The 24,322-nt window shown below is 56.4% G+C and carries 22 protein-coding genes; 17 read left to right on the plus strand and 5 right to left on the minus strand.

The window, feature by feature from the left end; all coding sequences use genetic code 11:
* Positions 1 to 74 precede the first annotated feature (74 nt).
* Both DEALK_RS06100 and DEALK_RS06105 read right to left on the minus strand, forming a co-directional pair.
* Positions 75 to 1,502: an MFS transporter gene (locus DEALK_RS06100; RefSeq protein ID WP_058439390.1), complete on the minus strand. Its 1,428-nt coding sequence runs from the start codon at positions 1,500 to 1,502 to the stop codon at positions 75 to 77.
* A gap of 1 nt (position 1,503) precedes the next feature.
* Positions 1,504 to 2,757 (minus strand): ArsB/NhaD family transporter, encoded by a 1,254-nt coding sequence (locus DEALK_RS06105; protein ID WP_058439391.1) that lies wholly within the window; start codon positions 2,755 to 2,757, stop codon positions 1,504 to 1,506.
* A gap of 309 nt (positions 2,758 to 3,066) precedes the next feature.
* On the opposite strand from DEALK_RS06105, the gene DEALK_RS06110 reads away from it, so the two are divergent.
* The 11 genes from DEALK_RS06110 (at position 3,067) to DEALK_RS06160 (ending at position 13,094) form a co-directional block, all read left to right on the plus strand.
* Positions 3,067 to 3,627, plus strand: a complete 561-nt coding sequence (locus DEALK_RS06110; RefSeq protein ID WP_058439392.1) for a manganese efflux pump MntP — start codon at positions 3,067 to 3,069, stop codon at positions 3,625 to 3,627.
* Between the two features lie 296 nt (positions 3,628 to 3,923).
* A complete protein-coding gene (locus DEALK_RS06115) occupies positions 3,924 to 4,388 on the plus strand; it encodes a 4Fe-4S dicluster domain-containing protein (protein WP_058439393.1) in 465 nt (154 codons plus the stop codon).
* A 7-nt stretch (positions 4,389 to 4,395) separates the two neighbouring features.
* Positions 4,396 to 5,010, plus strand: coding sequence for an imidazole glycerol phosphate synthase subunit HisH (gene hisH / locus DEALK_RS06120; RefSeq protein WP_058439394.1), 615 nt, complete (start codon positions 4,396 to 4,398; stop codon positions 5,008 to 5,010).
* A complete protein-coding gene (locus DEALK_RS06125; RefSeq protein WP_058439395.1) occupies positions 5,010 to 6,302 on the plus strand; it encodes an NAD(P)/FAD-dependent oxidoreductase in 1,293 nt (430 codons plus the stop codon). Before hisH ends, DEALK_RS06125 begins: the two co-directional genes overlap by 1 nt.
* 69 nt (positions 6,303 to 6,371) lie before the next feature.
* Complete coding sequence (locus DEALK_RS06130) at positions 6,372 to 7,514, plus strand: class II glutamine amidotransferase (protein ID WP_058439396.1); 1,143 nt, start codon at positions 6,372 to 6,374, stop codon at positions 7,512 to 7,514.
* 1 nt (position 7,515) lies between these two features.
* Complete coding sequence (gene hisF, locus DEALK_RS06135) at positions 7,516 to 8,274, plus strand: imidazole glycerol phosphate synthase subunit HisF (RefSeq protein WP_058439397.1); 759 nt, start codon at positions 7,516 to 7,518, stop codon at positions 8,272 to 8,274.
* A gap of 10 nt (positions 8,275 to 8,284) precedes the next feature.
* Entirely contained in the window at positions 8,285 to 9,790 is a 1,506-nt protein-coding gene (locus DEALK_RS06140) for a glutamate synthase-related protein (RefSeq protein WP_058439398.1), read from the plus strand.
* A 1-nt stretch (position 9,791) separates the two neighbouring features.
* Positions 9,792 to 10,556, plus strand: coding sequence for a GltB/FmdC/FwdC-like GXGXG domain-containing protein (locus DEALK_RS06145; RefSeq protein WP_058439399.1), 765 nt, complete (start codon positions 9,792 to 9,794; stop codon positions 10,554 to 10,556).
* 127 nt (positions 10,557 to 10,683) lie between these two features.
* Positions 10,684 to 11,346, plus strand: a complete 663-nt coding sequence (locus DEALK_RS10340; RefSeq protein WP_058439400.1) for a response regulator transcription factor — start codon at positions 10,684 to 10,686, stop codon at positions 11,344 to 11,346.
* Between the two features lie 203 nt (positions 11,347 to 11,549).
* Positions 11,550 to 12,755: an ammonium transporter gene (locus DEALK_RS06155; protein WP_058440064.1), complete on the plus strand. Its 1,206-nt coding sequence runs from the start codon at positions 11,550 to 11,552 to the stop codon at positions 12,753 to 12,755.
* Entirely contained in the window at positions 12,756 to 13,094 is a 339-nt protein-coding gene (locus DEALK_RS06160) for a P-II family nitrogen regulator (protein ID WP_058439401.1), read from the plus strand.
* A gap of 68 nt (positions 13,095 to 13,162) precedes the next feature.
* On the opposite strand, the gene DEALK_RS06165 is transcribed toward DEALK_RS06160, so the two are convergent.
* Positions 13,163 to 14,041 (minus strand): PrsW family intramembrane metalloprotease, encoded by an 879-nt coding sequence (locus tag DEALK_RS06165; RefSeq protein ID WP_065128718.1) that lies wholly within the window; start codon positions 14,039 to 14,041, stop codon positions 13,163 to 13,165.
* Positions 14,042 to 14,214: 173 nt separating this feature from the next.
* Here DEALK_RS06165 and DEALK_RS06170 point away from each other — a divergent pair, with 173 nt between their 5' ends.
* The 3 genes from DEALK_RS06170 (at position 14,215) to glnA (DEALK_RS06180) (ending at position 17,323) form a co-directional block, all read left to right on the plus strand.
* A complete protein-coding gene (locus DEALK_RS06170) occupies positions 14,215 to 15,441 on the plus strand; it encodes an ammonium transporter (RefSeq protein WP_058440065.1) in 1,227 nt (408 codons plus the stop codon).
* Complete coding sequence (locus DEALK_RS06175) at positions 15,441 to 15,779, plus strand: P-II family nitrogen regulator (protein WP_058439402.1); 339 nt, start codon at positions 15,441 to 15,443, stop codon at positions 15,777 to 15,779. The genes DEALK_RS06170 and DEALK_RS06175 overlap by 1 nt, the downstream gene beginning before the upstream one ends.
* Positions 15,780 to 15,886: 107 nt before the next feature.
* Positions 15,887 to 17,323, plus strand: coding sequence for a type I glutamate--ammonia ligase (gene glnA, locus DEALK_RS06180; protein WP_058439403.1), 1,437 nt, complete (start codon positions 15,887 to 15,889; stop codon positions 17,321 to 17,323).
* An 83-nt stretch (positions 17,324 to 17,406) separates the two neighbouring features.
* Here glnA (DEALK_RS06180) and DEALK_RS06185 read toward each other — a convergent pair whose 3' ends face one another.
* Positions 17,407 to 19,470, minus strand: coding sequence for a bifunctional mannosyl-3-phosphoglycerate synthase/mannosyl-3 phosphoglycerate phosphatase (locus DEALK_RS06185; RefSeq protein ID WP_058439404.1), 2,064 nt, complete (start codon positions 19,468 to 19,470; stop codon positions 17,407 to 17,409).
* 211 nt (positions 19,471 to 19,681) lie between these two features.
* Between DEALK_RS06185 and glnA (DEALK_RS06190) the strand changes: the two genes are divergently transcribed.
* From glnA (DEALK_RS06190) to DEALK_RS06200, 3 genes are all read left to right on the plus strand, one after another.
* Entirely contained in the window at positions 19,682 to 21,034 is a 1,353-nt protein-coding gene (gene glnA / locus DEALK_RS06190; RefSeq protein ID WP_058439405.1) for a type I glutamate--ammonia ligase, read from the plus strand.
* A 163-nt stretch (positions 21,035 to 21,197) separates the two neighbouring features.
* The gene (locus DEALK_RS06195) at positions 21,198 to 22,097 is read left to right on the plus strand and encodes a Hint domain-containing protein (RefSeq protein WP_116632730.1); all 900 of its coding nucleotides are present in this window, start codon (positions 21,198 to 21,200) and stop codon (positions 22,095 to 22,097) included.
* Between the two features lie 33 nt (positions 22,098 to 22,130).
* Positions 22,131 to 23,897: an NAD+ synthase gene (locus DEALK_RS06200; protein ID WP_058439407.1), complete on the plus strand. Its 1,767-nt coding sequence runs from the start codon at positions 22,131 to 22,133 to the stop codon at positions 23,895 to 23,897.
* A gap of 75 nt (positions 23,898 to 23,972) precedes the next feature.
* Here the strand turns inward: DEALK_RS06200 and DEALK_RS09975 are convergent, their stop codons facing one another.
* Positions 23,973 to 24,284, minus strand: coding sequence for a hypothetical protein (locus DEALK_RS09975; protein WP_144437088.1), 312 nt, complete (start codon positions 24,282 to 24,284; stop codon positions 23,973 to 23,975).
* Positions 24,285 to 24,322: the final 38 nt, after the last annotated feature.

A 24,322-nucleotide genomic window follows, 5' to 3' on the forward strand; every position in this document is an offset into this window, starting at 1 on the left:
TATTAATTGTAGCAAACCTGCAAACGGCGTCAATATTCATGTAGCTTTGACCCAGCTATAAAATAAAAATATTTTTAAGGCGGCCACGGCGGGTAGGGCTCCGGCGGCCGCTTGACCTCCAATGGAAGAACGGCGGCAGCTGTCAAGATACCGGCGGCAGCCGGCTGAAACGGCGCCGCCGTCTCGATCAGCCGCAGCTCAACCGGCGACGGCACCAGTCTTGCCGGGAGCGGCGAAAACTGAGGAGAAGACGGCGAAAGCTTGAGATCGGCGGCTTTGGCGTCGTCCACTCGCGGCAGGAGCAGCGCCGAAGCCAGCGCCCGGGCAAGGCCGGAGAGCAGGAACAGCGTCAGAAAGCCGTGGCCGAAAAAATCCGGCATCCGCGGGGCGATGAGGCCTCCCAGCAGCGCGCCCGTACAGATAGCCAGACCGGAGGCGGCGTTATAGATAGCGATAGCCCGGGTCCGGCGCTCCGGCGCCGCTGCTTCGAACAGGAAGTTGGGCGCGGCCAGGTTAAAACCGCTCCAGGAAAAACCAGAGAAGACTTGGATAACCAGCAGATAGGGCAGCGAATGCCCGCCCAGCCACAGGATAGGGTTCAGGGGCACCAGCCACGCGGTTAAGCGCACTATCTTGATGTGACCGATCCGGTCGGCCAGGCGGCCCCAGAATCCAATGAACAGAAAATTGGCCACCGCCGCGGCCGCGGTGACGACCACGAATGTCCAGTAGCTGAAACCCAGCTCCCGCAGCATGTAAACGGCGAAGAACGGTCCCGCCAGGTGGGTGGACAGCATCATGGCGGCAACGAACAGGCTGAAGCGGCCGGCCCGCGTGCCGGAGATGTTTTTAATTTCGCGCAGCGGCTGCCACGGCTCGGCGCAGCGGCGCGGCGGCGGCTCCTGCATGCGGGAAAGGAAGAAAGCCGAGGCCAGCCGGAAGATGGCGGCGGCGCCGAAGAGCAGCCCGAAACCGAAGAACACGTGGCTGCTGGAAAGCTGTAAGGATGCCCCGCCCAGGATGAAACAGGCCAGAAGGGTCATGCCGCCGATCTTGTTGCGCCAGCCGAAGTAACGCCCGCGCAGGCCGGCGGGCACCAGGTCGGCCATCATGCCGCCCCAGGCTGGATTACCGAGCGCCCCAAGGACGCTGCCTATTGTGAACAAGCCGATGAGCCACCACACTGCGGCCCCATGGAAGAGCTGCGGCATCAGAAAAAGCGGCAGCCACAGCACCGCCTGGGCTAAGGCCAAAGGCACCAGCAGGCTCTTACGACTGCGCAGCCGTTCGGAGATGAACGGAGCGCCAAGCTGCGACAGCGCCAGCGCCAGGTTGGGCAGGCTGGAGAGAAGGCCGATCTGGGCGGTGGATGCCTTGAGCGCCAGGGCGAAGGGCGCCATGAAGTCCTGGGTGAGCCCCAGCATGGCGTTGTAAGAGGCGCCGTCAAGTACGGAATAGCGAAGGCTTTTGTTAACGGCGGGGTCCGGCGAATACTGTTTCATATTAAGACAAGAGGTATAACGTCAAACTGCCCAAAAGGAGAGCCGCCGGGGTGACCAGCATCCCCAGCCTGAAAAAGGCCCCGGCACTGACAAAAAGGCCGCGGCGGCGCAGCAGCACCAGCCACAGCATGGAAGACAGCGAGCCCATAACGGCGATGTTGGGTCCCAGGGCGGCGCCGAGGATAGCCTGGTAGGGCAGGCCGGGGTTCTGGGCCACGGCCTCCGGGGCGCCGGAAAGGGTGGTCACCGAGACCATCATCGCCGGCCAGTTGTTCATAACGTTGGAAGCGGCGGCGGTGGAAAAAGAGGTCGCCAGGCCGGCTGCCAGCCCGCCGTTGCCCAGAAGTCCATCGTAAAGGCCGGCTAACGCCGCAGTAGCGCCGCCGGCTTCCAGTCCCTTGACCAGCACCGCCAGGGCGGCGACGAAGGGTAAGATCGACCACGAGACCGAGCGCGCCAGCTCCGGCCATTTGAGGCGGCTGCCCATCGATCCCATGGTCAGCAGCACAGCGGCGCCGGCCAGCACCGGCAGCGACAACGGCCAGCCGTTTAAAGAGAAGATGACGTAGCCGGCAACAATGCCGAACAATACCACGATAACAAGCCGCAGCATCGGACGGCCGGGCGGAGGCGGGGCGGGGACGGCAAACGTCCGGCCGGTCTCGCGGCGGAAGATGAACAGGAATATTGCGGCGGTCGCGCCGATGACCACCAGACCCGGCAGCAGCAGGTGGACGAGATAGTCGCCGAGACGCAGGTCGAAAGCGTCAACGGCCAGCAGGTTTACCGGATTAGCCACTGGCAGCAGGAAAGATGCGGCGTTAGCGATAAAAGCGCAGGCAAATACATAGGGCAGCGGGTCGAGGCTCAAGCGCCGGGCCAGCAGGAAGACCACCGGCGTCAGCATCAGCGCTGTGGCGTCATTGGATAACAGGCTGGTAGTGACCACGCCAACGCCGAACACGATGAGCAACAGTCGCCGCCCGCTGCCGCCGGACCAGGCCGCCGCCCGTTGAGTGACGGCTTCCACCAGGCCGGCGGATTCGGCTACGGCAGCCACCACCATCAGGCCGAGGAAGAAACCCAGGACGTTAAGGCTGCCGGAGAGGGCAACGGCTGCGTCGCTGAGAGTGATTATGCCTAGAACGACCATGGCCGCAGCGCCGAGGCAGGCCATGAAAGCCTCCGAGCGGCGGAAGGGTCGGAAGATGATTCCGGCAATAGTAAGGCCGAATACGACCAGGCTGGGGAGCATAAAAGATCGGCGTCGGGATGAGAAGGCAGCCCGGGGCGTCTTCTCAATAGCGGGACCTGCTATGGCGTCTGCGGCTTAGCGCCGATGGGGCAGTATGTCGGCGGAGGGAGTCCGGTTGCTGCTTACCACGGGGGGCAAGTGCGCGAGGCGTTTATCCTTTTGGCCTTAACTCCTCGATTACCACAGAACCTGTCACCCCCGGCAGCCGGGGGCCTCCTCCGACAGATGGGAAGGATATTAGCACTATTCATGTGCCCTTGCAATAGGGATTTGAGCGCCTGCCGAAGGGTCTGTTACACTGGTGAATCTATGGATTTCCTTGCCGTTTTTCTAATCGCCCTTGGACTGTCCGCCGACTGTTTTGCCGTGTCAGTATGCGGCAGCATCAGTATGGGCGCCGCCCTCGACCGGATCAAGGCACTCAAGGTAGCCGTATCCTTCGGTTTTTTCCAGGCAGGTATGATCCTGGCCGGGTTCTTGGCCGGCAACACCGTGGTTGAACTTATCGAGAACTTCGACCATTGGCTGGCTTTCGGCCTGCTGGCTTTCATCGGCGTCCGGATGATCAAGGAATCCTTCGAGAAAGAAGCCGAATGCGAGGTGGTAGATATCTCCCGCGGCAAAGCCCTCCTCAGTCTATCGGTGGCCACCAGTATCGACTCGCTGGCGGCCGGGCTGACTTTCGCTATCGTTGAGACCGGCATTCTCGGACCTGCCGTCGTGGTCGGTATGACCGCCTTCGTTGTTACTCTAATAGGCATCGCAATCGGCCGCCGGGTGGGCGACCTCGCCGGCAAACGCGCCGAGCTTTTCGGCGGGCTGGTGCTTATCGGCATCGGCGTCAAGGTACTGCTCGAAGGCCTATTTTAAAATATAGAAAACAAAAGATGTCCCAAATCCCACTCGAGGGCTGTTCGGCAAATTAACATAACGCTCCGGTACCAGGCACGCATCTTTCATTAATTAATACGGCATAATAACTAATGCCAATGCCGTATTACAGCACCATCAGGCCATCTCCCGGATGATCCGCTTCACAATATCCACGCCTGTAAAACGGGAAACAAGTTTGAAACATTAGCGTTGACAGGCTATAATATCTTTGATATCATCCTTAATTACCTTTTGGTAAATGACTGCCGTATTTTCGGCACCGCAGGTGGAACGTGAAGAAGCTTCAGATCAAGAAAGAAATCTGCATCGGATGCGGACTGTGCCGCGTCTACTGCGCCACCCAGCACTCCAATTCAAAGGATATACTGAAGGCCTTCCGCAAGGAAGCTACCAAGCCGGTACCGCGCCTCAAGGTAGAGCGTCAGAACGAGACCAGCTTCTCCGTGCCTTGCCGCCACTGCGACGAACCGTGGTGCGTCTATTCCTGCCTGACCGGTGCCATGACCAAAGACCCGGTCACCGGCGTAGTCACTTCCGACCCGGATAAGTGCATCGGCTGCTGGACCTGCGTCGTTTCCTGCCCAAACAGCGCCCTGGTCAAGGACAAGACGACCAAGGTGGTCAAGAAGTGCGACTTCTGCCCCGGTCTCGAGACCCCGGCCTGCGTGGCCAATTGCCCCAATGAGGCCATAGTCCTTATCGAAGTTCAGGGCCAAACGGCGGCCACCGAGAAGTAACAAAACCATGATCGCCATTATCGATTACGGTGCCGGCAACCTGCGCTCGGTGGCTAACGCCGTCGCCTTATTGGGTTACGACGGCAGAGTTACGAGTTCGCCTCGCGATGTCATGTCAGCCCAATCGGTTATCCTGCCCGGCGTCGGAGCAGCCGCCGATACGGTGGTCTCGCTCAAGTCCCACGGGCTTGACCAAGCAATTAAGGAAATCATCAGCAAGGGCACGCCGTTCTTGGCCGTATGCGTCGGGCTGCAGGTACTGTTTGAGGAAACACAAGAGGGCGGCGGCTGCCAATGCCTGGGGCTGCTGCCGGGCAAGGTTAAAAAGCTGCCATCCAGTGTCAAGGTGCCGCACATAGGCTGGAACAACGTCCGCCAGGCCAATCCGCACTACCTCTTCGACGGCATCGCCGACGGTGCCTTTTTCTATTTTGTCCACAGCTATTACGCCGAACCTGCATCCGATGGCAACGTTATCGGCGCCACCGATTACGGTCTGAATTTTGCCAGCGCCGTGGCCTTCGGCAATACCGTGGCAACCCAATTCCATCCGGAAAAATCCGGCGCCGCAGGCCTAAAAATGTATGACAATTTCCTGAAAAGAGCGATTAGGGGAAACTGATGAAAACGAAGTATCTCATCATCGGCAACTCGGCCGGGGGCATCGGCGCCGCCGAAGCCATCCGCGAGGTGGACAAGGAAGGCATCATTACCATCGTCGGCGAAGAGCCCTATCCGGCTTACTCCAGACCGCTTATCTCCAAGTTCGTCTCCGGCGAGCATACCCCGGAAACCATGGGCATCCGCTCGGCCAGTTTCTACGAAAATAACCAGATTGATGTCGTTCTGGGCCATAAAGCCTACAAGATGGATACCGCCGCGAAAACGGTAACGCTTGACGACGGCACCGAGATTGGATATGCCAGGCTGCTGCTGGCCACCGGCGGCAAACCCATAGTACCCAAGATGGAGGGTATGGGCAAGGCCGGCATTTTCAACTTCATCAACCTGGCCGACGCCAAGAAGGTCGAGGAGTACCTGCCCAATGTCCGCCGCGCCGTGGTCATCGGCGGCGGCTTGATCGGAATTTCAGCCACCGAAGCGCTGGTCAAGCGCGGCGTCAAGGTCACTGTCGTCGAAATGAAATCATACCCCTTAAACACCATCCTCGACGAACCGGCCGGGCGTATCGCCGAGTATGCCATCAAAAAATACGGCGTCAACATGATGACCGGCCGCACCGTGGCTAAGATACTGGGCGAAGATCGGGTAACCGGCGTGGTTTACGACGACGGCCACGAGATGGTCTGCGATATGGTCGTCGTCGCCGTCGGCGTTTTCCCCAGGGTTGAACTGGCCCAGGGGGCCGGCATCACCGTCAACCGCGGCATTGTCGTTGACAATCACATGATGACCAGCGTGCCGGATGTCTACGCCTGCGGCGATGCCTCGGAAGCTTTCGACTACGTATACGGCGCGGGCAGGCTGTCGCCGGTTTGGCCTAACGCTTATATCGGCGGCCGGGTTGCCGGCTACAACATGGCCGGATTACCAACCCGCTATCGCGGCGGCACCGCCATGAACTCCTTAAATTACTTCGGCCTGGAGATGGCCACCGCCGGCATGGCTTCGCCGCCGTCGCCGGAGGGTTACGAGGTCCTGGTCAAGAAGAGCGAGGACACCTACCGCAAGCTGGTGATTAACGCCGAGGACAAACTGGTGGGCATGATCTTCCTGGGGGATATCGACAAAGCGGGCGTCTATTTCGGGCTGATGCGCGACCGCATCCAGGTCACCGCTTTCAAGAAAAAACTCCTGGCCGAAGACTTTGGCCTGGCCCTCCTGCCCAAGGAAGTCATCGAGGAGCGCCTGACCGGCGCCACCGCCGGGCGGGTCAAGGTCGGCGAAGCCTAAACCTTTGGCTGAGACACGGGTTGCAAATAACCAAACGGCGCTGACGGCTAAATATCGGAGACTTCGAAAATGAAAAATTTAACCAAGGTTAGCAATTACTTCGGGGACGGCAAGGTCATTGACGCCTGCTCCATCTTCGGCATGATGGACACGTCAGGAAAATGCTTCTCCGGGCGGGACATAACCCGGGCTATCGCCAACATGCACGACCGCGGCAACGGCCTGGGCGGCGGCTTCGCCGTCTACGGCCTGTATCCGCAGTATCCGGATTATTACGCCTTTCATATCATGTACGACTCCAAGGAAGGCAAGAACTGCACCGAAGCTTTCCTCAACGAGAATTTCAACGTCCACCATTCCGAGGAAGTGCCCACCCGGCCGGTCGCCGCCATCAAGAACCCGCCGATGGTCTGGCGCTACTTCCTGGACGCCGACCGCAGCCTGCGGGAGGGGAAACTGTCCCGGGACGATTACGTGGTCGAAAAAGTCATGTACATCAATTCCGTTATCGAAGACTCTTACGTCTTTTCCTCCGGCAAGAACATGGCCGCCTTCAAAGGCGTAGGCTATCCCGAGGAGATCTCCGAGTATTTCTGCCTGGAAAACTACAACGGCTATCTCTGGACAGCCCATGGCCGTTTCCCGACTAATACCAAGGGCTGGTGGGGCGGCGCCCATCCGTTCAACATTCTTGACTGGACAGTGGTTCACAACGGCGAAATCTCCTCTTACGGCATCAACCGCCGCTACCTGGAGCAGTTCGGCTATCACTGTACCCTGCAGACCGACACCGAAGTGGTGGCCTATGCCGTCGATTTACTCGTCCGTAAACATAACCTGCCAATTGAACTGGTGGCCGAGATCTTTGCCCCGCCGCTGTGGAGCGAGATCGAGCGCCGCCCCGCCAGGGAACAAGAGCTTTTAAGGGCACTGCGCCAGGTCTATGGATCATTACTTATGAACGGCCCGTTCACCATCATCCTGGCCCACGAGGGCGAGATGATCGGACTGACCGACCGTATTCGGCTGCGGCCGCTGACCGTCGGCGAGAAGGGCAGCATGCTGTATCTGTCTTCCGAGGAAGCGGCCATCCGCCTCATCTGCCCGGATCTGGACCGTGCCTGGATACCGATGGGTGGCGAACCAGTCATCGGTTCGCTCAAGCATCCGCTCGGCACCGCTAAAGAAGCCGTCGCCGGAGGGGTGGCTTAAGGTGCTTACCCGCCGCATCATACCCTGCCTGGACGTCACGGGCGGGCGGGTGGTCAAGGGACAGAGCTTCCTCAACCTGCGCGACGCCGGCGACCCGGTGGCCCTGGCCAAATATTACTACGAACAGGGAGCTGACGAGCTGGCTTTCCTTGACATCACGGCAACTGTAGAAAGCCGGAAAACGATGGCCGGGATCATCGCCGAGTTGTCTAAACACGTCTTCATGCCGCTGACTGTCGGCGGCGGAATACGCACTATCGCCGATATGCGGGAGATGCTGCTGTCCGGCGCGGATAAGGTTGCCATCAACACCGCCGCGGTAGCCCGGCCGGAACTGATCACCGAGGGGGCGCTAAAATTCGGCAGTCAGTGTATTGTGGTAGCCATCGATGCCAAGCGGGCCGGCGCCGGCAAGTGGGTGGTGCGCACCCATTCCGCCACCCAGGCCTCCGGGCTGGACGCCGTTGCCTGGGCCAGAAAGGCGGCGGAGATGGGCGCCGGCGAACTGCTGGTTACCAGCATTGACAGCGACGGGCAGAAAACGGGCTACGACAACGAACTCAACCGGGCTATTTCGGAATCAGTGCCGGTTCCGCTAATCGCCTCCGGCGGCGCCGGGACGCTGGAACATATTTTTGACGCCTTCGATTCCGGCCGGGCTGATGCCGCCCTGGCCGCCAGCATCTTCCACTACGGGACTTATTCCATATCACAGGTCAAAGACTATCTCGCCCAGAAGGGCATTGCCGTCAGGCGCTGAGGAGACAATTATGAGAACGTTAGTACCCGCCAGGTTTATTGTCGAGCGCGACGCCAGCAAATGCATCAAGTGCCAGGTATGCGTCAACCAGTGCAGTTTCGACAGTCACTACTGGGACGCCGAAGACGACGAGGTCAAGGTTCGCCCGGGCAAATGCGTCGGCTGCCACCGCTGCGTTATGTTCTGCCCAACAGGAGCCATCAATATACGCCGCAGCCCGCTGGAATATCGGGAGAACTACAGCTGGGCGCCGGAATATATTGAGGACATCCAGAAACAAGCCGAACAAGGCGGCATGCTGCTCACCGGCATGGGCACCGACAAACCTCACCGCATCTACTGGGATCACCTGGTGCTGAATGCTTCCCAGGTGACCAACCCGTCCATTGACCCGCTGCGCGAGCCGATGGAGCTCACGACCTATCTGGGCAGCAAGCCTGACAGGATTGAAATCGATCCTTCAACCGGCAACCTGGCGACGCGACTGGCGCCCCAGGTTAAGCTCAACGTGCCGGTGATGTTTTCAGCCATGAGCTACGGCGCCGTGTCCCTGAACGTCCAGCAATCGCTGGCCCGCGCCGCCGCCGAGATCGGCACCATGTGGAACACCGGCGAAGGCGGCCTGCACCCCAGCCTGGTCAAGTATGCCAATAACACCACTGTTCAGGTGGCCTCCGGCCGCTTTGGCGTCTATTCAGAATACTTGAAAACCGGCCGCATCGTTGAGATCAAGATCGGCCAGGGGGCCAAGCCGGGCATCGGCGGCCATCTTCCGGGTGAGAAAGTGTCGGCCGAAGTGTCCTTAACCCGCATGATCCCCCAGGGTACCGACGCCCTGTCGCCGGCGCCCCAGCACGATATCTACTCCATCGAGGACCTGTCCCAGCTTATCTATGCCCTTAAGGAAGCGACCAATTACCAGAAGCCCATTTCGGTCAAGATCGCCGCGGTCCATAACTCGGCAGCCATCGCCTCCGGCATGGTCCGGGCCGGCGCCGATATCATCGTCCTGGACGGCATCCGGGGCTCCACCGGCGCTGCGCCTAAAGCGATCCGCGACAATGTCGGCATCCCCATCGAGCTGGCTCTGGCCTCAGTTGATACCCGTCTTCGGGCCGAGGGTATCCGCAACCAGGCTTCGCTGGTCATTTCCGGCGGCATCCGCTCCTCCGGCGACGTGGCAAAGGCCATCGCTTTGGGCGCCGACGCGGTCAACATCGGTACCGCTGCGCTGGTGGCTCTGGGCTGCCGCGTCTGCCAGCAGTGCTACACCGGCAAATGCGCCTGGGGCATCTGTACCTCGGACCTGAAACTGACCAAGCGTGTCAACCCGGAACTCGGGGCGCGGCGGCTGGTCAATATGCTGCGGGGTTGGGCGTTGGAGATTGACGATATGCTGGGCGGCATGGGTGTCAATGCCATCGAAAGCCTGCGCGGCAACCGGCTGCATCTCCGCGGCATCGGCCTCAATGAAAAAGAACTTGAGATTCTCGGCGTAAGGATGGCAGGTGACTAGCATGACCGAAACCATTGCGACCCCCAAGATTGTAAAGATTGACACCGCCGGCATCTACTACCGCGATTTGAACGCCCGGCTGCGTAAATTGGTCGACGAAGGCGTGGAACAGATCGTGCTGCAAAATGTCTGCGGCCAGCGCTATATCGCCTCCGACCTGTCGCGGCCGGTTGACATTAAGATCTACGGCACCCCTGGCAACGACCTGGGCGCCTTCATGAACGGCTCGCGAATCGAGGTGTTCGGAAACGCCCAGGACTGTATGGCCAACACCATGAACGCCGGTGAGATCATCATCCACGGCCACGCCGGGGATATCTGCGGCATGGCTGCCCGCGGGGGAAAAATCTTCATTCGGGACTATGTCGGCTATCGTGCCGGCATCCACATGAAGGAGTACCAGGACAAAAAGCCGGTTATGGTCGTCGGCGACACCGGTCAGGACTTTATGGGCGAATACATGGCCGGCGGCGTGCTGGTGGTCCTGGGCCTGGGTCTTAAAGATGGCGAAAAACACAGGGCCAACTTTATTGGTACCGGCATCCACGGAGGCGTCATTTACATATCGGGCGAGGTAGAGCAGCACCAGCTTGGCAAAGAAGTCGGCGTGGCGGAACTCGACGAGCATGACCGGGAGATTCTCGGCGGACTGGTGGTCGAATATTGCGAACATTTCAAGCGCGACGCTGCGGCCATCATGCGGCGGCCGTTCCAGAAACTCTATCCCAAATACCTGCGGCCCTACGGCCGGATGTACTCCTACTAACAGCCCGAGGCACGAAATACGAAATCCGAAAAATAGGATTGAGAGTATCAAAAGCACTAAGATAAATTGACCGCTAGAATTTTGGTGATTAGAATTTGCTTCGTGTTACGATATTCGGATTTCGATCTTGTTTAACATCCTGATACTGGCCGAGGAGAACGACAAGACCCGGGAAATCAAGAACCGGCTGTCCCGTGAGGGTTATGTTTGCCTGCTGATGCCTCCCGGCGAAGAGCCGGAGAAGCTGGCCGCCCAACACACGGCGCGGTTGGTAGTCGTCGACGTAAGTGCCGAAGATGATATCCCGACCCTGGACACCGCCGGCGAAGGCAAGGGGCCGATGCTGGTAGCCGCCGTTTTTCGCCAGCGTATGGCAGAGCTTGGCGCCCGGGATGACGTCGACGACTTCGTGTTGAAGCCCTTCGACGTTGATGAACTCTTGACCCGCATCCGAAAACTTGCCGCCCGGGCCAAAGCCACGCCGCCGTCTGATATCATCGTCGCCGGCGATCTCATTATCGATACCGCCCGCTGCGAGGTCTCTTTAGCCGGCGCCCCCATAGAACTGACTTTCCGAGAATATGAGCTGTTAAAATTTCTTGCCACCAACCGGGGCCGAGTTTTTTCCCGTGAAGTGCTCCTCAACAAAGTCTGGGGGTACGAGTACTTTGGCGGCGACCGGACAGTGGACGTCCATGTCCGCCGCCTCCGTTCCAAGATCGAGGAATTCGGCCAGGTGTACGTAGAAACCGTAAGGAACATCGGATACCGCTTTAAACGGAATTTGTAATTATCCCCGTCCAAGCATCCGCAGTCCCCTTTCGTTAATTCCAAACTTTTAGCGAACGCTAAATCAGCCGGAACTCGTGTCAAACCCGATCTTTCTGAAACATATCCGAAATATACTGTTAATCCCTTCGTAATAACATCGAAATCAGCACTTAATACTGCGCTGGTAGACTGGTAGTAATAAACGAAGGGAGGTACATGTCCTTGAACTCAGGTGATACAGCCTGGATTCTGGTTTCAACAGCCCTGGTGATGCTTATGACCCCCGGGGTAGCCCTGTTCTACGGCGGGATGGTGCGGAAAAAGAACCTCATCTCAACGCTGATGATGAGCTTCGCCGTGCTGGCACTGGTTTCCATCCTGTGGGTCGTCTTCGGTTACACCCTGGCCTTCGGCCCGGATATCGCTGGATTTGTCGGCGGCCTGGACTTTCTGGGGCTTAAAGACGTCGGTATGGAAGCTACCAGTTACTCCATCCCCGATTTGCTCTATATGATGTTCCAGGGCGTTTTCGCCGTAATTACCGTAGCCCTCATCACCGGCGCGGTAGTGGAGCGGATCAAGTTCTCAACCTTGATGGTTTTTGCCGTCGCCTGGCTGGCGCTCATTTACGGGCCGGTAGCTCACTGGGTCTGGGGCGGCGGCTGGCTGGCGCAGCTCGGTGCTCTGGATTTCGCCGGCGGCACAGTGGTTCACATCAACGCTGGAGTTTCAGCGGCGGCCCTGGTGGTCCTGCTCGGAGCCCGCAAAGGTCTCGGCAAGGAACCCATGGAACCAAACAATATTCCCATGGTCATGCTTGGCGCCGCCTTGCTGTGGTTCGGCTGGTTCGGCTTTAATGCCGGCAGCTCTTTGGGAGCTAACGGCGGAGCGGCCAACGCTTTCGTCACCACCAACACCGCGGCGGCCGCGGCGGCCCTGGTCTGGATCATGCTGTCATGGCGCACCCGGAAACCCACCCTGCTTGGCGCGGTGACCGGCGCCGTGGCCGGTCTGGTGGCGATCACCCCGGCCGCCGGGTTCGTTTCGCCCATGGCGGCTATCGCCATCGGCGCGGTGGCCGCAGGCGTCTGCTACTTCGCCATGAACTTCAAAGCCAAGATTGGTTTCGATGACTCCCTCGATGTCATGTCGGTGCACGGCGTGGGCGGCATCTGGGGCGCTCTGGCCACCGGCATTTTCGCCACCGCGGCTATCGGCGGCGTGGACGGAGCCTTATCCGGCAACCTGGGGCAACTCTGGAACCAGATTATCGCCGTCGGGGCTGTTATGGCCTACTCTTTCATAGGTACGCTGGTCATCGGCAAAATCCTGGATAAGACCATGGGCTTACGGGTCAAGGAACTTGAAGAGGTTGTCGGTCTTGACCTTTCACAGCACGGCGAGCGCGCTTACGGGGGGATTAAATAAATGAAAAAGATTGAAGCCATCATCCGTGAAGAACGACTGGACGCCGTCAAGAAGGCACTGGAAGAAATGGGCCTCATCGGCATGACGGTTACCGAGGTATCGGGCCGAGGCCAGCAAAAAGGCATACCGCTTCAGTGGCGGGTCGGTGAATACCGGGTGGATTTCCTGCCCAAGCTCAAGGTAGAGATCGTCTGTCATGGCGATGACTGCGGCGCCGCCGTCGAGGCCATCATGAAAGCGGCAAAGACCGGACGTATCGGCGACGGAAAGATCTTCGTCCTGCCAGTGGAATCCGCCCACCGCATCCGGACCGGCGAGACAGGTCAAGCAGTAATATGACCGCTTAGTGCTGTCCGGGTAGAGAAATGTTATGGATGGCTCGGGTGTTAGCCCGAGCCATCCACTTTTTATTTTTTCGAATTACCTTCCTGGTGCAACAGGGTTGCTTGTTCGTCACCTTCAGCCGCCAGGTCCAACAAATTTTCCAGCGCCACCGGTACCGCCGGTGTGAGGCGAGCCTGATGGTAAAGCGCCAGCAGCGTACCCAGGCTTAGAATGCCAACGGTTATCATTCCAGTGTAGGTCAGTGCGTCGGGCAGCCGGAAGAGGCTGAAAGCATTCCAGGCTGTATGTAGAACGACTGCCAGTACAAAGGCACCCAAAACCCTGGCATTAATTGTAACGCGGCGGAATTTGACTCTTTCGCCCCACAGCACGGCGCAAACAATACCTGTCCAGGCGGCATGACCCGCCGGAGACAGTAAACCGCGGATAAGTAAAACTTGTTCCACCGCCGCCGGATCTCCCTGGCTTTCGATCAGGGCGGCCAGACCGTAGCCCATTGTTTCTAAAGCCGCAAAACCCATGCCAGCCGAGATACCGAAGAGAAGGCCGTCAGCCTGGTGGTGAAAACGCCAGGCGAGAAACAGCAATATGGGCAGAATCAGTTTTGAGGACTCTTCAATGATTCCTATCTTCAGCAAGCCGAGCAGGTCAGCTTCCCGGAGAACGGCGTAATGCAGAAAGCCGGCGGCAATAATTCCCAGCGCCCCGCCGACCAGGAAACAAACCCCCAGGAGAAGAACCGGTATATTCCGATCCCGAACATGCTCGTAAAAGAAGACCACGTATGCCAGGGGGACGATAAAAGCGCCGAGCATGATGACGGTCGGGAAAAAATTCGGGTTCCCCGTCCAGCGCAACGCAGCGTTGGCGCCGAAGAAGAGCAATACGCCTACCAGCAGGATCCAAATCCAGGCCTTACGGAAAATATACGAACTTATCAAAGCGTCCTCCGGGCGACAATTATACAGGGTTAATCTTGAACCAAAAACCCGCAGCAAGTCGTTTATGAATAGGCAAGCGGGGATTCTTTCGACCGGGGAAATCATGTGTAATCTGTTTGAAACACTTCCGCAGTAAAATCCAGCGCATATTGTTGCAGGGAGGTTTCGATATGGTGAGCGCCGGCGATACCGGATGGATACTCGTCTCAATAGCCCTGGTGATGCTGATGACACCCGGCGTTGCCCTGTTTTACGGAGGCATGGTCCGTAAAAAGAGCGTTATTTCAACTTTAATGATGAACTTTTCCATGCTTGGAGTCATAGGGCTTCTATGGGTTGTTTACGCTTACTCACTCTCATTCGGCCCGGATATGGGCGGCATCATCGGCAATTTGAAGCATGTATTTCTAACCGGTGTCGAAGCTGAACCTTCGGGGGTGTACGCCACCACCGTTCCTCACCTGGCATTCATGATGTTCCAGGGCATGTTCGCTATCATAACGGTGGCTTTGATCACGGGTGCTGTGGTCGAGCGGATTAAATTCTCGGCTCTTATGGTGTTCGCCGTCGCCTGGCTGACTCTGATATACGCTCCGGTTGCCCACTGGGTTTGGGGCGACGGGGGCTGGCTGCTGAAATTCGGTGCGCTTGATTTCGCCGGCGGCATAGTTGTCCACATTAACGCCGGGTTATCGGCTCTGGCGCTTGTCCTGGTATTAGGCGCCAGGCGCGGATTCAAACACGAACCGATGGAACCTTCTTCCATCCCGCTGGTGATGATAGGCGCCGCGCTATTATGGTTCGGCTGGTTTGGATTCAACGCCGGCAGCGCACTGGGCGCTTCAGGGCTGGCTTCTTCGGCTCTGGTAGCCACCAACTCGGCCGGGGCAGCGGCAGCGACCACCTGGATGCTGCTGGCCTGGAACCAGCGGAGGCCGACTCTCCTGGGCGTGGCTACCGGCGCTGTCGCCGGGCTGGCGGCGGTCACCCCGGGCGCCGGCTTCATTCCGCCAATTTACGGCGCCTTCATTGGCATTATTGCCGCGATAGTCTGTTATTACGCCATGATCGCCAAGATGAAACTTGGGATTGATGACTCGCTGGATGTGATGGCGGTTCACGGCATCGGCGGCATTCTCGGGGTTCTGGCGGTTGGCCTATTTGCCTCAGCGGCGGTCAATCCCGCCGGAACCGATGGCCTGCTTTTCGGAGGGGGGCTGTCCTTACTGGGAAAGCAGCTGGTCGGAACAGTATCAGTCGGCGCGTTCGCTTTCGGCGGCACCTGGATCATCGCCAAGGTTATCAACGCGACGATCGGATTACGTGTTAAAGAGATGGAAGAAGTCGTCGGCCTGGACCTGTCGCAGCACGGCGAGCGGGCTTTCGGAGGAATAAGGTAATGAAAAAGATCGAAGCAGTAATTCGCGAAGAAAAACTGGACGCTGTTAAAAAATCATTGGAAGAGATGGGTATCCACGGCATGACGGTGACCGAGGTTTCCGGCCGGGGTCAACAGAAAGGCATTTCGCTGCAATGGCGAGTCGGGGAATACAGGGTCGATTTTCTGCCCAAGTTGAAAGTCGAGGTTATTTGTCATGATGACGATTGCCAATTGGCGATTGAAGCGATCATGAAATCCGCCAAGACCGGAAGAATCGGAGACGGCAAGATTTTCGTGATGCCGGTTGAGGCAGCGTACCGTATCAGAACCGGGGAAACGGGCGAAGCGGTAATTTGACAGCGGGTTGAATCTTAAAACCGGCAGGCGTGTAATCCTTTGGAAATATACCGCCGGTAGAATGATCTAAAATAATCCGGCGAGAGCGCTGGAATGGAAGGAGATTTATGAATCCGAAAGAAGTGCTCAAGTATTGTCAGGACAACAGCATCCAAATTGTGGACTTCAAATTCAACGACCTTCCCGGTCTGTGGCAGCATTTTTCAATACCGGTGAGCGAACTTGATGAAGATATCTGGAAAGAAGGAATCGGGTTTGACGGCTCCTCCATCCGGGGTTTTCAGGCGATTAACGAGAGCGATATGCTGCTGATGCCGGATGCCGGCACCGCCATCCTGGATCCGATGCTCGAGGTGCCTACGCTGTCTATAATTTGTGACATTTATGACCCGACTTCGGGGAAGCCCTATACCCGCGACCCGCGTTTTATCGCACGGAAAGCAGAAGCGTATCTGAAGACCACCGGCATCGCCGACACCAGTTACTGGGGTCCGGAAATGGAGTTCTTTATCTTCGACAACGTCCAGTTCGAGCAGAACGAACACACTGCCTTCTATAACGTCGATTCAGTTGAAGGTTCATGGAACACCGCCCGGGCGGAAAATATTGACAGCGACGGCAATCCTCATAACCTGGGGTACAAACCCCGCTACAAAGAGGGCTACTTTCCGGTTCCGCCCCATGATTCTTTGCAGGATCTGCGCAGCAGGATCATCCTTAAGATGATGGAAACCGGCATTCCAATCGAGGTCCATCACCATGAGGTTGCCACTGCGGGCCAGTGCGAGATTGATATGCGCTTCAGTACCATGGTCAAGATGGGTGACCAAATGCAGTGGTACAAATATATCGTTAAAAATATGTGCCGGAAAGACGGCAAAGTCGCTACTTTCATGCCTAAACCGCTTTTCAAAGACAATGGCTCCGGTATGCACGTCCACCAGTCTTTGTGGAAGGATGGCGTGAACCAGTTCTTTGATAAAGACGGCTACGCTCTTTTATCACAGACTGCCACGTACTATATCGGCGGTTTATTGAAGCACGCCGACGCCCTGATGGCTATCTGCGCCCCGACAACCAACTCCTACAAACGACTGGTGCCGGGTTATGAAGCCCCGGTCAACCTGGTGTACTCTGCTCGCAACCGGTCAGCGTCGGTGCGCATCCCCATGTATAACGCTAACCCGAAATCCAAGCGTTTGGAGTTCAGATGCCCGGATAATACCGCAAACGGCTACTTATGCCTGGCGGCGATGATGATGGCAGGACTGGACGGCATTCAAAACAGGGTTGACCCGGGCAAGCCCCATGACATGAACCTGTATGAATTGCCCAAGACCGAAGCTAAAAAGATCCGCACCGTGCCGTCGTCGCTGGACGCCGCGCTTGATGCCCTTGAAAAAGACCACGATTTCCTGCTGCAAGGAGGCGTGTTCACCAAGGATGTCATTGAGGTCTGGTTGGACTATAAACGTACCCAGGAAGTGGATGCCATCCGGCTGCGGCCGCACCCCTGGGAGTTTCATTTATATTTCGACATCTAGGTCGTGCTTAATGAATAAGCCCTCTCGAAAGAGAGGGCTTATTTTATGCCTGGGATGTTTATAGAAGCGCGAACAAATAGTAACTATGTTGCCAGATCGGCCAGGGCTCGGCTCCAGCCCTCGGGGCCGACCCCTTTGGCAAATACCAGATTGGCCAGCTTTACTTTTGCCCAGCGCAGAGATTGGTTCTGAACCAGAACCGGGCGATCAACAGCAGCCAGCATCGACACATCATTGTCGGAGTCACCGACGCCGGTAGTGATGACCGCCCCGTAATTCAGCTTAAACAGTTCAGTCAACAGTTTCACCGCCTTGCCTTTTTCGTTGCCGCCGGAGACGGTGTAAAAGCGGCCCCCGAAAGCATGCGACAAGCCCGCTTTCTTAAGTTCGGCGAGCAAGAATTCGATAGCCTGGCGTCCCCCGTGCAGCTTCATAGTCTCTGTGTATTCGCGGTGCTTCGCCGCCTCGGCTGCTTTCAAACCGAGGCCGGTTTCCCGGGCGATATCTTCAACGGTCAGATCGCCAAAGCAGGCGATGTCAAGCGTTCCCATCCAGGCGTTTTTCGTGAGTCTGGCCTTGACGTTTTCGATCACATGATTCAATTTTAATTTCAGTTCCTGATAAGGCACTCCCATTTCAATGACCAGATAATCGTCGCATACCCGATCGTACGAAAACGGTAAGCGGAAATATGACTTGGGGATAAAAACCGCCGATCCGTTTTCGACGATAAATGGGTCAGTAATCCCAAGCTCCTGCCGCAACGCGACCTGCTCTTCACGGGTTTTGGAAGAGCAGAAAACAATAGGGATATCTCTGGCTTGCAGCCGGCGAAGCGTAGTCAAAGCAGGAGCGTAGGAGTAAGAAGTGGGATGCAGGAGAGTTCCGTCAAGGTCTGAAAAGACCACCAGCCGCGCCGCTACGTTAGGCCCTCGCCCGCCGATTATCGGCAGCGGCTGACCTTCGGGCACGAACAACCGGGGATATTCCTGGGATAGAGATGCCGAAAATTTGGACAGATCCGCTTTTTGGGGCGGCGGCATCAAGCGCACCTTCGTCGGTTCTTCATCCGGTTTAATGATTCCCGCTTCCACAAGCTCAGTAAGGATTGCCTTTTTAGTTTTTTCCTGGCACAGCGGACTATGATAGATTACCGACAGACTTGGCAACATCATCTCCAGCACCACATGCTCATCCCCTTTGTCAGCGTGAAGGTGCGGGTTGACTGTCTCGGTTTGAAAGACTTCAACACCTTTCTCAGACACTTCTTTGTCGGTGATGGGCAAAAGCCCGCTGAACAGTTCGAAAATGGAGATCAGCTCCTGAGTTTCTACGGCATAACCTGTACCGTAGGTAAGCCGATCAGCTAACGCGACGCTCATTGCGTGCTCTCCGGCGTTGCCGGTTTTAATCACTTCGGTCTCAAAACGTCCCATCGCTGAGACAAGATTGTTCAAATGCTTGTTGGTGATCTCAGATACCCGGCCCCATTTTTTAAAATACAGCTCTCCCATTATCTTGGGTTTGTAACGCCATTGAATCCGCGTCATGGCGTAGGGTGATTTAGCCAGGCTGAAAGCCGCAGCATAGTGTTTGACGTATTCCAGGGCTGATCCGGGTATGTAATTGTCGGTGTCAATGAATCCGATATACTCCTTGCCCAGAAGTTTAGCCAGCAGGATACCAAGAATCATGCCCTCACTCTTACCATTCCGGATCAACTTATCGTCTCCCAGAATGTGATGATAACCAGCATCGGCTAATGCCCTGGCTACAGAAGGATCTTTCTGGTGCACTATCATTGCCTGGCGGCGAGTCACCTGGCAAAAACGGTTCAGGATTTCGTGCTCAATCCTGAAGGTATCTATCTCGCCTCGCTGAGAGTTGGATAGAACGATGATAAACGAGTCATGAGGGATAGCCGAGAGCACACCTTCGAAGACTTTCAGGTCTTCGTTTTTTATAGGTAGAACTATAGCCAGCTTCTTTTCGATTTCATCGATAGATTCTCGCTCGATCTTCTGGACCTCGGCGGCTTCGTTGATCTGAGGGTTTTTAACGCCTGAATCCAGTTCGAGCACTCGGCGGACGCCGTACAAGGAAATCGAACCCATGTGTTCAGTCTGACGGGTGCGTTCTAAACGCATTGCGATACCTCCGGTTGGTTGATTGAACAGGCCGGCTGATCAGGAGCCGGATTAGACGAAAGGAGGAAAGGAACGTTGATCCTGATTTTTGAACTCCCAATTATAACACCGGGGTGAACGATGGTAAACCAGTTGCCGAATAAAGATGCCCAAGTTTGTTTTAAGACGCCAGGTTGTTATAATCGGCGTGAAGAACTCAGGAGGGGTGTCAATGGTAAAATCGCGCAGCGATTCCGTCGAATATGTCCTGAAACGCGTCAAAGAGGATAAAGTCAAATTTATCCGTTTGTGGTTCACCGATATCCTTGGGCAGCTTAAAAGCTTCGCCATCACGGTTGGAGAGCTTGAGGGAGCTCTGGAAGAGGGCATGGGGTTTGACGGGTCGTCTATCGAGGGTTATGCCCGTATTGACGAAAGCGACATGATCGCCTTGCCGGACCCGGATACATACAAGCCGCTGCCCTGGAGACCTAAAGACGAGGCGGCGGTGGCCCGCATGTTCTGCGATATCAAGAAACCAGGCGGCGAACAATTCGAGGGGGACCCCCGCTACGTCCTCAAGCGGATGCTTAAACGCGCCGCTGAGGCCGGCTATGTTTACTACGTCGGGCCGGAACTGGAATATTTTTACTTTAAAGACGAGAACCGCGACCAGAAAAGTACCGAGTTTCTAGACCAGGGCGGGTATTTTGACTTAACACCGCTGGACGTAGCCACCGACCTGCGCCGCCAGACAGTCCTGACTCTGGAGAAGATGGGTATCGCCGTGGAGTACTCTCACCACGAGGTCGCCCCATCCCAGCATGAAATCGATATACAATACACCGACGCCTTGACCATGGCTGACAATGTCATGACCTACCGGTTGGTGGTAAAGGAAATCGCCAGGCAGAACGGCGTCTACGCCTCATTCATGCCTAAACCGGTCTTTGGCGTCAACGGCAGCGGCATGCACTGCCACCAGTCGTTATTCAAAGGAGAGAACAACGCATTTTTCGATTCCACCGATCCCTATCACCTCTCGGCGACAGCCCGCCACTATATCGCTGGTATTTTGAAACACGCTCCGGAATTTTGCGCCGTAACCAACCAGTGGATCAACTCTTACAAAAGGTTGGTTCCTGGCTATGAAGCTCCGGTCTATCTCTCCTGGGCCCGCCGTAATCGTTCCGATCTGGTTCGAGTACCGGAATACCGCCCCGGAAAAGAGAAATCAACCCGCATCGAATTACGCTCGCCTGACCCGGCATGCAATCCGTATTTGGCTTTCGCAGTAATGCTGGCCGCCGGCCTGGAGGGCATCGAGAAGAAGTACGAAGCGCCTCAACCGGTGGAGGAGAATGTCTACGAGATGACCGACCAGGAGCGACGTGAGCGCGGCATCGCAACGTTGCCTGGCAGCCTCGACGCGGCGGTCTGCCTTCTGGAGAACAGCGATTTGATGCGCCAGACTCTCGGCGATCATGTCTTCAATGCGTTTATTGAAAACAAACGCATTGAATGCGACAAATACCGCATCCACGTTACCGACTGGGAGCGCGAACGGTACCTGCCGATACTCTAGGACCCGGAGAGAATTAAAGGGGACAGCCAGAGCGGTCGTCCCCTTAATTTTAGCTTTGGCAGCGGTCGCAAACAGCCGCCAAATTTTTGAGAATACTTTCCGGTTACAGCGTTTAACTGGAAGAAGGGTATAATGGGGCTGGTGCGTGCCGGAAGCAAGGCCAATGAAAAGAACTCTCCTAGTCGCGTTAACCGCAATCCTTATGACGGGCGCTGCGTCATGCGCCGACCCTCCGCCTTCTCCAACGACTTTAACGCCTACTGAACTCCGCTACCGACTACTGGACGCGTTTCCCGACTTTTTCTGGTGCGACCCTGATTTCTTTCCCATCGGCAGCTTGGAAAGAGAACTGCAAAACGCCCTCAACCAGTTCGAAGGTATTCGTTCCAACGCCGAAGAATTCGATGCTATCGTCAAGCGCATCGGGCTGAAACAAAAGCTCAATTACACCAGTGAGGAGCAGCTGTTGGTCTACCGACAGCACAAACTGCTGAATCTGGCTATTGTTGAATTTCTGCCAGCAAGCCACGGTTTTAATTTCGTTATTCTGGTTGGGCAGGAAGGACAAGGCGAGCGAATATCCGGCATTATTGCCACTGACGGCCGGACCAGTGTGACACGGCGAGAACCGAGTTACAATACCTGCCCAATTTGTCTCGCTCAAGGTACACTTGTTGGCACACCCAATGGTTTGGTGGCGGTCGAAGACCTCGCGGTTGGCATGGAGGTCTGGACGCTGGGCGATAATAACCAGAGGGTGGCCGCGCCAATTCTGGAAATCGGGATGACGCCGGCTCCGGCGTTCTTCAAATTGCTGAAATTCACCCTTGCCGATGGCCGCAGCCTGACTGTTTCGGCGGGCCACCCGGCAATTAACGGCGACGTACTGGGAGAGTTTGACGACGGCGACGTTTTAGATGGATCGGTCATCGTTGGCATTCAGGTCATTTCTTATCACGGCAAAACCTACGACATACTACCCGCCGGTACAACGGGTTATTACTGGGCTGACGGGATACTTCTGGCCTCCACTCTAAAAGATCAAACTCCTCCTGTCTCTTGACAACCGTTCTGGAGCCTCATACGATAGCTGTATATGAGACAGCTACGAATCGCACTCGCCCAGATTAACTCCACCGTCGGTGATTTCAAGGGGAACGTCCGGCTGATAGTAGATAATATCGAAAAAGCTCGGGCTGCCGGCGCCGATCTTGTTGCCTTCCCGGAGCTGGCCGTACCCGGTTATCCGCCTGAGGACCTGCTGCTCAAACCCAGTTTCATTCAGGCTAATATCAAGGCGCTGGACCAAGTCATAGCCGCAACCCGCGGCATTACCGCCGTTGTCGGCTTCGTCGACCGCAAATCGGATTTGTATAACGCAGCTGCCATCATCCATGACGGGCGGCTTGTCGCTATCTATCATAAAGTTCACCTGCCCAACTACGGGGTCTTCGACGAACAGCGCTACTTCAACGCCGGGAAAGCCTGCCCGGTATTCGGGGTGGCTGGCGTAGGGGTAGGTTTTAACGTCTGTGAAGACATCTGGTTCGAAACCGGACCGGCTACCGCCCAGGCAAGCGCCGGCGCCGAGGTTATTTTAAATATCTCGGCCTCGCCTTACCACCACGGCAAGCATCATTTCCGGGAGCGCATGCTCAGCGCCCGCGCCATTGATAACGCGGCTATCGTGGCTTTTTGCAACATGGTCGGCGGCCAGGATGAACTGGTTTTCGATGGCGCAAGTGTCATTTTCGACGTGCGCGGCAACACCATCGCCCGGGCACGCCAGTTCGAAGAAGAGTTGCTGGTAGCTGACCTCGATGTTGACGGTGTGCTCAATAAACGGCGGCAAGATCCGGTGCCGCCTAAAAAGAATAGAGAATTAAGTTGCGACTGCATCGAGAAGCGTATCGAAATAGTTGGGTCAAAAGCGAGTGCCGGGCGCACGGCGCTGGAAAAACAGGTTTCGGTATTACTCGAACCCGAGGCTGAAGTGTACAAAGCCCTGGTGCTCGGCACCCGGGATTATATACATAAAAACGGGTTCAAAGGTGTCATCATCGGGCTATCCGGGGGCGTCGATTCATCGATCGTTGCTACCATCGCCGTCGATGCCCTCGGGCATGACGCCGTCCATGGGCTGATTATGCCCTCGCGTTTCTCGTCGCCCCTTTCCGCTGAGTACGCTGAACAACTGGCGGCAAATTTGGGTGTGGAAACCCAAACAATATCCATCGAACAGGCTTATCAGGCCTACCTCGACAGTCTTTCAGGGGTCTTTTCCGGCGTCAAGCCGGATGTCACTGAGGAGAACATACAGGCCCGTATCCGCGGCAACCTGCTGATGGCATTGTCCAACAAATTTGGATGGCTGGTACTTAACACCGGCAATAAGAGTGAAGTCGCCACGGGCTACACGACTCTTTACGGCGATATGGCTGGAGGCTTCGCTATTATCAAAGATGTACCCAAAACCCTGGTTTACCGGCTTTGCCAATATCGCAACCGTTCGGCCGGATTCGATCTGGTACCTCAAGGCGTGCTGAAACGCGTCCCGTCAGCCGAGCTGCGGCCGGAGCAAACCGACCATGACTCTTTGCCGCCCTATGACCTGCTGGACCCGATACTCCTGGCCTATGTCGAGGAGGACAAGAGCGTGGAGCAGATTGCCGCCCAGGGGTACGACGAGAAAACAGTCAAAAAGGTTGCCAGGCTTGTTGACGGCAGCGAGTATAAACGGCGGCAGGCGCCACCGGGAATAAAGATCACTCCCAAGGCATTCGGCCGCGACAGGCGGCTGCCCATCACCAACAAATTTAGGGAATGGGGAGACTTAGATGAGAATCCAGAGTATTGGTATTAAACGGGCTCTTTGGTTACGGTTAGCTATTATAGTGATAGGCATTATCTTCTCAGGTTTAGCGCTTATGATTTTGGATCATAGCGAAATACTTGCTTTATTTTTCGGGCTCGCAGGTTTTATTTTGACTTGCGCTGGAGTAGTACTTTCTTTTTCGTGGCTGTGGCGGAATGATGAAAAATAATAGCAGGCGCGACTGTCTGTTCGGAAGTGCCGAAGTGCAAGATTATTGGCAGGTCTGCCGAAAGCTCGATTAATCATGATCAAGCCAGGTTTATGGCTAAGACTGGGTGTAATATGGATCGGCGCTCTCGTCTTCAGCGCCTCTTCAACAATGGTGGTATCAGATTTCGACAAAGCGTTGAGGGTAGCATTCGTCGGTTTCGTCACGATGGGATTCGGATCAATCAGCGCCTTTTTTTGGATGC

This window comes from Dehalogenimonas alkenigignens, assembly GCF_001466665.1.
Classification (GTDB): domain Bacteria; phylum Chloroflexota; class Dehalococcoidia; order Dehalococcoidales; family Dehalococcoidaceae; genus Dehalogenimonas; species Dehalogenimonas alkenigignens.